Origin of the sequence: Enterobacter sp. 50793107, from assembly GCF_001463365.1 — a bacterium.
Taxonomy (GTDB): Bacteria; Pseudomonadota; Gammaproteobacteria; order Enterobacterales; family Enterobacteriaceae; genus Enterobacter; species Enterobacter cloacae.
The window spans coordinates 1-9,250 of record NZ_LNII01000169.1 but is presented as its reverse complement, the minus strand read 5'-3'; the positions used below and the strand labels follow the sequence as shown (position 1 = coordinate 9,250).

Genomic DNA, 9,250 nt, shown 5'->3' with positions numbered 1-9,250 from the left:
GCCGCTGTATGAATCCCGCCTGAAGGGAAAGCTGCACGTAATCAGCAAGCGATATACGCAGCGAATTGAGCGGCATAACCTGAATCTGAGGCAGCACCTGGCACGGCTGGGACGGAAGTCGCTGTCGCTCACAAAATCGGTGGAGCTGCATGACAAAGTCATCGGGCATTATCTGAACATAAAACACTATCAATAATTTTGAGTCATTACCCAGTTAGCAATAACCCCCGCTTGCGGGGGCCATACCCACCAGGAGCAAACGCAGAAAGCCCGAGATACTTCTGCTGTACCGGGGGCTGGCGACATTTCAGGCAACACTCATAGTTGACATCCTCCCCGCCCTAAAGGGCGGGGAGGATGTCAATAATAGCAGACCACATCATGATGTCATTCTGACCGACAGATGCCAGAAGCAGAGGATCCATCCCATTTTATACCTACCTTATAACACTTAGAAAAACAACATGTTAAAAATGTTTATTGGAAACAATTTTATTTCCAATTGTAATGATAACCATTCTCATATTAATATGGCTACGTGATAATTAACTTTTGATGCACTCCGCATGTCTGACCGTGCCACTTCCACAGCTTCCTTAACGTTCGAGTCGCTTTATGGCACCCATCACGGCTGGTTGAAAAGTTGGCTGACGCGCAAACTCCAGTCTGCCTTTGATGCAGATGACATTGCCCAGGACACTTTTTTGCGGGTAATGAGCAGCGAAACGCTCTCGACGATCCGCGATCCTCGCTCTTTCCTGTGCACTATCGCCAAACGCGTGATGGTGGACCTGTTTCGCCGAAACGCGCTGGAAAAAGCGTATCTGGAGATGCTGGCGCTTATGCCGGAGGGGGTAGCGCCTTCACCTGAGGAACGCGAAAGCCAGCTCGAGACCCTACAACTCGTCGACAGCATGCTGGACGGGCTAAACGGAAAAACACGTGAAGCGTTTCTGCTTTCGCAACTGGATGGCCTGACATACAGCGAGATTGCGCACAAACTCGGTGTTTCCGTCAGCTCCGTGAAAAAATACGTGGCGAAAGCCGTCGAGCACTGCCTGCTGTTTCGTCTGGAGCATGGGTTATGAATCCTTCGTTAACCGATTCCCGCCGTCAGGCGCTGCGTTCAGCTTCCCACTGGTATGCCGTGCTAAGCGGCGAGCGCGTCAGCCCACAACAGGAAGCGCGCTGGCAACAGTGGTATGAACAGGATCAGGATAACCAGTGGGCCTGGCAGCAGGTTGAAAACCTGCGCAACCAGCTTGGCGGTGTGCCTGGCGACGTTGCCAGCCGGGCGCTGCACGATACCCGCCTCACCCGCCGTCACGTGATGAAAGGATTACTGCTGTTGCTCGGCGCTGGCGGAGGCTGGCAACTCTGGCAGTCGGAAACCGGCGAAGGTCTGCGGGCAGATTACCGCACCGCCAAAGGCGCAGTCAGCCGTCAGCAACTGGAAGATGACTCCCTGCTCACGCTGAATACCCAAAGCGCGGCGGATGTGCGTTTTGATGCGCATCAGCGCACCGTCCGGCTCTGGTACGGTGAAATCGCCATTACTACCGCGAAAGATGCGCAGCAACGCCCCTTCCGCGTCCTGACCCGTCAGGGCCAACTCACCGCTTTAGGGACAGAATTTACCGTCCGCCAGCAGGATAATTTCACGCAGCTTGACGTGCAGCAGCACGCCGTGGAAGTGCTTCTCGCCAGTGCCCCCGCGCAAAAACGCATCGTGAACGCTGGTGAAAGCCTGCAGTTCAGCGCCTCTGAGTTTGGCGCAGTGAAACCGCTGGATGACGAGAGTACAAGCTGGACGAAGGGCATCCTGAGCTTCAGCGATAAACCGCTGGGTGAGGTGATAGCCACGCTAAGCCGTTACCGCAACGGCGTGCTGCGCTGCGATCCCGCCGTTGCCGGGCTGCGCCTGAGCGGGACGTTCCCGCTGAAAAATACCGATGCGATCCTGAACGTTATCGCTCAAACGCTTCCCGTTAAAATTCAGTCTATTACGCGGTACTGGATAAACATTTCACCGCTGTAAGAAAAATAATTCTCATTTCGATTGTCCTTTTTACCCTTCTCGTTCGACTCATAGCTGAACACAACAAAAATGATGATGGAGAAGGTATGACGCCGTTACGCGTTTTTCGTAAAACAACACCTTTGGTTAACGCCATTCGCCTGAGCCTGCTGCCGCTGGCCGGTCTCTCGTTTTCCGCTTTTGCTGCACAGGTTGATATCGCACCGGGATCGCTCGACAAAGCGCTCAATCAGTATGCCGCACACAGCGGAATTACCCTCTCGGTTGACGCCAGCCTGACGCGCGGCAAGCAGAGCAACGGCCTGCACGGAGATTACGACGTCGAGAGCGGCCTGCAACAACTGCTGGACGGCAGCGGACTGCAGGTAAAACCGCTGAGAAATAACAGCTGGACGCTGGAGACCGCGCCCGCGCCAAAAGAAGATGCCCTGACCGTGGTCGGCGACTGGCTGGGCGATGCGCGTGAAAACGACGTATTTGAACATGCTGGCGCGCGTGACGTGATCCGCCGTGAGGATTTCGCCAAAACCGGCGCAACCACCATGCGTGAGGTGCTTAACCGCATCCCTGGCGTCAGCGCGCCGGAAAACAACGGCACCGGCAGCCACGACCTGGCGATGAACTTTGGCATCCGGGGCCTGAACCCACGCCTCGCCAGCCGCTCGACCGTCCTGATGGACGGCATCCCCGTCCCCTTTGCCCCTTACGGTCAGCCGCAGCTTTCACTGGCTCCCGTTTCGCTCGGCAACATGGATGCCATTGACGTGGTGCGCGGTGGTGGTGCGGTGCGTTACGGACCGCAGAGCGTGGGCGGCGTGGTGAACTTTGTTACCCGCGCCATTCCGCAGGACTTTGGTATCGAGGCGGGGGTGGAAGGTCAGCTCAGCCCAACCTCTTCACAAAACAACCCGAAAGAGACGCACAACCTGATGGTGGGCGGCACAGCGGACAACGGTTTTGGCACCGCGCTGCTCTACTCCGGCACGCGCGGCAGTGACTGGCGCGAGCACAGCGCCACCCGCATCGACGACCTGATGCTGAAAAGCAAATATGCGCCGAATGAGGTGCACACCTTCAACAGCCTGCTGCAATATTACGATGGTGAAGCCGACATGCCCGGCGGCCTGTCCCGCGCGGATTACGACGCCGATCGCTGGCAATCCACCCGCCCGTATGACCGCTTCTGGGGCCGTCGCAAGCTGGCGAGCCTGGGCTACCAGTTCCAGCCGGACAGCCAGCATAAATTCAACATTCAGGGGTTCTACACCCAAACCCTGCGCAGCGGCTACCTGGAGCAAGGCAAACGCATCACCCTCTCGCCGCGTATCTACTGGGTGCGCGGTATTGAGCCACGCTACAGCCAGAGCTTTATGATCGGCCCTTCCGCGCACGAAGTGGGCGTGGGCTATCGCTATGTGAATGAATCAACGCATGAAATGCGTTACTACACCGCCACCAGCAGCGGGCAGTTGCCGTCCGGCTCAAGCCCTTACGACCGCGACACGCGTTCCGGCACCGAGGCGCACGCCTGGTATCTGGATGACAAAATCGACATCGGCAACTGGACCATCACGCCGGGTATGCGTTTCGAACATATCGAGTCATACCAGAACAACGCCATCAAAGGCACGCACGAAGAGGTGAGCTATAACGCACCGCTTCCGGCGTTGAACGTGCTCTATCACCTGACTGATAGCTGGAATCTTTATGCAAACACTGAAGGCTCGTTCGGCACCGTACAGTACAGCCAGATTGGCAAGGCTGTGCAAAGCGGCAATGTGGAACCGGAAAAAGCGCGAACCTGGGAACTCGGTACCCGCTACGATGACGGCGCGCTGACGGCGGAAATGGGGCTGTTCCTGATTAACTTTAACAATCAGTACGACTCCAACCAGACCAACGACACCGTCACTGCACGTGGCAAAACGCGCCATACCGGGCTGGAAACGCAGGCACGTTACGACCTGGGTACGCTAACGCCAACGCTTGATAACGTTTCCGTCTACGCCAGCTATGCGTATGTGAACGCGGAAATCCGCGAGAAAGGCGACACCTATGGCAATCAGGTGCCATTCTCCCCGAAACATAAAGGCACGCTGGGCGTGGACTACAAGCCGGGCAACTGGACGTTCAATCTGAACAGCGATTTCCAGTCCAGCCAGTTTGCGGATAACGCCAATACGGTGAAAGAGAGCGCCGACGGCAGTACCGGCCGCATTCCCGGCTTCATGCTCTGGGGCGCACGCGTGGCGTATGACTTTGGCCCGCAGATGGCAGATCTGAACCTGGCGTTCGGTGTGAAAAACATCTTCGACCAGGACTACTTCATCCGCTCTTATGACGACAACAACAAAGGCATCTACGCAGGCCAGCCGCGCACGCTGTATATGCAGGGGTCGTTGAAGTTCTGATGTGTTAACGCCCGGCTTGCCGGGCTTTTAGCTGGAATGTGACTATGTTGGCATTTATCCGTTTTCTTTTTGCAGGCCTGCTGCTGGTGATCGGCCACGCCTTTGCCGCCACGGTTCAGGACGAACACGGCACGTTTACACTCGATAAAACGCCACAACGGATTGTGGTGCTGGAACTCTCGTTCGCCGATGCGCTGGCCGCCGTGGACGTCAGCCCGATCGGTATTGCCGACGATAACGATGCAAAACGCATCCTGCCCGAAGTGCGTGCGCACCTGAAACCGTGGCAGTCCGTCGGAACGCGCGCGCAGCCGAGCCTGGAAGCCATTGCTGCCCTGAAACCAGACCTGATCATTGCCGACAGCAGTCGCCATGCGGGGATTTACACTGCCTTGCAGCAAATCGCGCCGGTACTGCTGCTTAAGTCCCGCAACGAAACCTACGCTGAAAATTTGCACTCAGCGGCTATCATCGGCGAAGTGGTAGGTAAAAAACGAGAGATGCAGGCGCGTCTGGAACAACATAAAGAGAAGATGGCGCAGTGGTCCAGCCAGCTTCCCACAGGGACACGCGTGGCCTTTGGCACATCACGCGAACAGCTATTCAACCTGCATACCCAGGAGACCTGGACCGGCAGCGTGCTGGCTTCTCTGGGGCTGAACGTTCCCGCTGCGATGGCGGGCGCGTCCATGCCGTCCATCGGCCTGGAGCAACTGCTGGCGGTCAATCCTGCCTGGCTGCTGGTTGCCCACTATCGCGAAGAGAGCATTGTTAAACGCTGGCAACAAGATCCGCTCTGGCAGATATTAACCGCCGCGCAGAAGCAGCAGGTTGCTTCAGTCGACAGTAACGCCTGGGCGCGGATGCGCGGTATTTTTGCCGCAGAGCGTATTGCCGCTGACACGGTAAAAATCTTCCACCATCAGCCGCTTACCGATGTGAAATGACCGCGCTAAAACACCCGGTGCTGCTGTGGGGGCTTCCCGTTGCAGTACTTATTATTATTTTCTGGCTGAGTCTGTTTTGCTACTCGGCCATTCCTGTTTCCGGAGCAGACGCAATCCGCGCCCTGCTGCCTGGACACACGCCAACGCTACCAGAAGCGCTGGTGCAAAACCTTCGTTTGCCGCGAAGCCTGGTCGCCGTTCTGATCGGCGCAAGCCTGGCGCTCGCGGGCACGCTGCTGCAAACCCTGACCCACAACCCAATGGCCTCTCCTTCACTGCTCGGCATTAACAGCGGCGCGGCGCTGGCTATGGCGCTTACCAGCGCGCTGAGTCCGACGCCGGTTGCAGGCTATTCCCTGTCGTTCATCGCGGCATGCGGGGGCGGCGTGAGCTGGCTGCTGGTCATGACCGCAGGAGGCGGGTTTCGTCATACCCAGGACAGAAACAAACTGATCCTCGCGGGTATCGCGCTGTCGGCCTTTTGTATGGCCCTGACCCGCATCACCCTGCTGCTGGCCGAAGATCATGCTTACGGCATCTTTTACTGGCTGGCAGGCGGAGTGTCCCACGCCCACTGGCAGGATGTCTGGCAGCTCTTGCCGGTGGTGGTCACTGCAGTCCCTGTCGTGTTGCTGCTGGCGAATCAACTGAACCTGCTCAACGTCAGCGACAGTACCGCCCATACGCTGGGAGTGAACCTGCCGAGACTACGTTTGATCATCAATATGTTAGTGCTGCTTCTGGTTGGCGCGTGCGTCAGTGTGGCAGGTCCGGTGGCGTTTATCGGCCTGCTGGTGCCACATCTGGCGCGCTTCTGGGCAGGCTTCGATCAGCGCAACGTACTGCCGGTGAGCATGCTGCTGGGGGCCACGCTGATGCTGATGGCAGATGTACTCGCACGCGCGCTGGCCTTCCCCGGCGATCTGCCCGCAGGCGCAGTGCTGGCGCTGATTGGCAGTCCTTGCTTTGTCTGGCTGGTGAGGAGGCGAGGATGAAAATTGCGCTGGTCATTTTCATCACCCTTGCCCTGGCAGGTTGTGCGCTGTTATCACTCCATATGGGGGTGATCCCCGTGCCGTGGCGCGCGCTGCTGACCGACTGGCAGGACGGACGCGAGCATTATTATGTATTGATGGAGTACCGACTGCCGCGCTTGCTGCTGGCACTGTTTGTCGGTGCAGCCCTCGCCGTGGCGGGCGTGCTGGTACAGGGGATTGTGCGTAACCCGCTAGCATCACCGGATATTCTCGGCATTAACCATGCCGCCAGCCTTGCCTCTGTGGGAGCACTGCTTCTTATGCCATCACTATCCGTGATGGTGCTGCCGCTGCTGGCCTTTGCGGGCGGTATGGCGGGGTTGATCTTGCTGAAGATGCTGGCAAAGACCCACCAGCCGATGAAGCTGGCGCTCACCGGCGTGGCGCTTTCCGCCTGCTGGGCGAGCCTGACGGATTACCTGATGCTCCTGCACCCGCAGGATGTAAACAGTGCCCTGCTGTGGCTGACGGGTAGCTTATGGGGGCGCGACTGGCACTTTGTGAAGATTGCCGTGCCGTTGCTCATTCTGTTTTTGCCGCTGAGCCTGCGCTTTTGTCGCGATCTCGACCTGCTGGCGCTGGGCGATGCACGAGCAGCCACGCTCGGCGTGTCGGTTCAGCGCACCCGGTTCCAGGGGCTGATGCTGGCTGTCGCGATGACAGCAACCGGCGTGGCCGTCTGTGGCCCGATAAGTTTTATTGGTCTCGTCGTGCCGCACATGGTGCGCAGGATCGCCGGCGGGCGTCACCGCTGGCTGATGCCCGTTTCGGCCCTGACGGGCGCGTTGTTGCTGGTCATTGCCGATCTGCTGGCACGAATCATTCATCCGCCGCTGGAGCTTCCGGCAGGCGTGCTGACCGCCATTATCGGCGCACCGTGGTTTGTCTGGCTGCTTGTGAGAATGCGATAAATGAGATTACGTACTGAAAATCTGACCGTCAGCTATGGCGCACAAACCGTGCTGGATGGACTTTCTCTCGCCCTGCCTGCCGGAAAAATCACGGCCCTGCTCGGCCCTAACGGTTGCGGGAAATCGACGCTGTTGAACTGTTTTTCTCGCCTGTTAACACCAGACTCTGGCGAGATATTGCTTGATGAAAAACCCATAGCCGGTTTTTCCGCCCGCCAGCTGGCTCGCCGCCTGGCTTTACTGCCGCAACACCATTTATCCCCCGAGGGGATCACTGTACGGGAACTGGTTTCCTACGGCCGCAGCCCGTGGCTGTCGTTGTGGGGGCGACTCTCCGCGGAAGACAACGAGCGGGTCAACGTGGCAATGAGTCAGACCCGGACGCGCAATCTGGCTGACCGCAGGTTAACCCAGCTTTCCGGCGGCCAGCGCCAGCGTGCGTTTCTGGCGATGGTGCTGGCACAGGATACCCCACTCATTCTTCTTGATGAGCCTACGACCTACCTCGATATCAATCATCAGGTTGAACTGATGCGCCTGATGGTTGAACTCAAAAGGCAGGGGAAAACCGTAGTGACGGTACTCCACGATCTGAATCAGGCCAGCCGCTATTGCGATCATCTGGTGGTACTGGCAAGCGGTCGCGTGATGGCGCAAGGTGCTCCGGAAGCAGTGATGAAACCAGAGCTTCTAAAGACGGTGTTCAGCGTAGAAGCGGAAATCCATCCCGAACCGGTATCTGGCAGACCCATGTGTGTGGTGAAGTAGTCTGGCGAAGTCATAAGGATCATCACAGGACAGATAAAGGAAGTGATAACCACCTGCCAACAGGCACCAAAATCTGGCTGGTTGCCGGTATCACCGACATGCGCAACGGCTTCAATGGTCTCGCCGCAAAGGTGCAGACGATGCTGAAAGATGACCCGATATCCGGCCATGTCTTCATCTTCCGGGGCCGCAGCGGCAGTAAGGTCAAACTGCTGTGGTCCACCGGCGACGGGCTGTGCCTGCTGACCAAACGGCTGGAACGCGGCCGCTTCGCCTGGCCCTCTGCCCGCGATGGCAAAGTGTTCCTGACCCCGGCGCAGCTGGCAATGCTTCTGGAAGGCATCGACTGGCGGCAGCCTAAAAGACTGCTTACGTCCCTGACCATGTTGTAGGCCTCTTTATCCTGGTTGTCGTTGAATAAGCCTGGTAAAATGCGGGCTTATGAACAACACCTCCCCCTGACGACATCCTTCTGCTGAAACAGCGCCTGTCCGAACAGGAAGCGCTGAACCGCGCCCTGCTGGAAAAGCAGGCCGACCGGGAGCGCGAAATAGACCATCTGCAGGCGCAGCTGGATAAGATTCGCCGGATGAACTTCGGCAGTCGTTCTGAATAAATCTCCCGCCGCATCGCGCAGATAGAAGCCGACCTGAACCGGCTTCAGACAGAAAGCGATACGCTGACGGGTCGGGTTGCCGATACGGGCCGGGCCCCGTATCGTTTTAACCCTGAATATTCATCGCAGATATTGTTTCGGGTTTTCCGGTATACCAGCCCTGAACTAGGTAACCGGGGCCAAGAGAACGGACGAATTCAAACTGTCCTGGCGTTTCCACCCCTTCAAACACCAGTGGTTTGCCAGTACCACGTAACCCTTTCACCACAGAAACAAGTAGCGCTCGCTTCACCGGGTCATCAATATTGGCAATAAAAATACGGTCTATTTTTATCTCATCGAAATCCAGTACCGTCAGCCATTCAATATGGGGGCCGCTTGGCAAACGGAATCTATGGTCACTCCCGTTTTTGCAACACCGATTTTGACGACAAGTTGGCTTGCTTGAATCTATCCGGCGTCTGAATGGGATTTTATTCCCGCGCCTTGATGAGTTCCGCGGCTGATGAACCCCCAGAAAAT

General features: G+C 57.4%; 10 protein-coding genes and 2 pseudogenes. 10 read left to right on the top strand and 2 right to left on the bottom strand.

Annotated features, from left to right (window positions below; translation table 11 throughout):
* Positions 1-196 (top strand): IS1 family transposase (locus tag APU11_RS24545; protein WP_057992179.1); only part of this gene is annotated, 196 nt, incomplete at its 5' end.
* Positions 197-360: 164 nt separating this feature from the next.
* Here APU11_RS24545 and APU11_RS29070 read toward each other — a convergent pair.
* Positions 361-430, bottom strand: a pseudogene (locus APU11_RS29070) (hypothetical protein).
* Positions 431-566: 136 nt separating this feature from the next.
* Between APU11_RS29070 and fecI the strand changes: the two are divergent.
* From fecI to APU11_RS27495, 9 genes and pseudogenes are all read left to right on the top strand, one after another.
* Positions 567-1,088 carry an RNA polymerase sigma factor FecI gene (gene fecI / locus APU11_RS24540; RefSeq protein ID WP_016151347.1) on the top strand — a complete coding sequence of 174 codons (522 nt, stop codon included), beginning with the start codon at positions 567-569 and terminating at the stop codon, positions 1,086-1,088.
* Entirely contained in the window at positions 1,085-2,038 is a 954-nt protein-coding gene (gene fecR, locus APU11_RS24535; protein ID WP_023304425.1) for a ferric citrate uptake sigma factor regulator FecR, read from the top strand. Before fecI ends, fecR begins: the two co-directional genes overlap by 4 nt.
* Positions 2,039-2,124: 86 nt before the next feature.
* The gene (fecA, locus tag APU11_RS24530; protein WP_022652364.1) at positions 2,125-4,449 is read left to right on the top strand and encodes a TonB-dependent Fe(3+) dicitrate receptor FecA; all 2,325 of its coding nucleotides are present in this window, start codon (positions 2,125-2,127) and stop codon (positions 4,447-4,449) included.
* Positions 4,450-4,493: 44 nt separating this feature from the next.
* Entirely contained in the window at positions 4,494-5,396 is a 903-nt protein-coding gene (gene fecB / locus APU11_RS24525; protein WP_007898890.1) for a Fe(3+) dicitrate ABC transporter substrate-binding protein FecB, read from the top strand.
* Positions 5,393-6,391 carry an iron-dicitrate ABC transporter permease FecC gene (fecC, locus tag APU11_RS24520; protein ID WP_004118243.1) on the top strand — a complete coding sequence of 333 codons (999 nt, stop codon included), beginning with the start codon at positions 5,393-5,395 and terminating at the stop codon, positions 6,389-6,391. Before fecB ends, fecC begins: the two co-directional genes overlap by 4 nt.
* On the top strand, positions 6,388-7,344 hold the full coding sequence (gene fecD, locus APU11_RS27815; RefSeq protein WP_004118246.1) for a Fe(3+) dicitrate ABC transporter permease subunit FecD: 957 nt from the start codon (positions 6,388-6,390) through the stop codon (positions 7,342-7,344). Before fecC ends, fecD begins: the two co-directional genes overlap by 4 nt.
* Positions 7,345-8,112, top strand: coding sequence for a Fe(3+) dicitrate ABC transporter ATP-binding protein FecE (gene fecE, locus APU11_RS27810; RefSeq protein ID WP_004152282.1), 768 nt, complete (start codon positions 7,345-7,347; stop codon positions 8,110-8,112).
* A gap of 98 nt (positions 8,113-8,210) precedes the next feature.
* On the top strand, positions 8,211-8,504 hold the full coding sequence (gene tnpB, locus APU11_RS24505) for an IS66 family insertion sequence element accessory protein TnpB (RefSeq protein ID WP_007898888.1): 294 nt from the start codon (positions 8,211-8,213) through the stop codon (positions 8,502-8,504).
* Positions 8,505-8,553: 49 nt separating this feature from the next.
* Positions 8,554-8,806 (top strand): annotated as a pseudogene (locus APU11_RS27495) (IS66 family transposase); the annotation flags it as partial.
* A 28-nt stretch (positions 8,807-8,834) separates the two neighbouring features.
* Here APU11_RS27495 and APU11_RS27490 read toward each other — a convergent pair.
* Positions 8,835-9,250 (bottom strand): EAL domain-containing protein (locus APU11_RS27490; protein WP_239691345.1); only part of this gene is annotated, 416 nt, incomplete at its 5' end.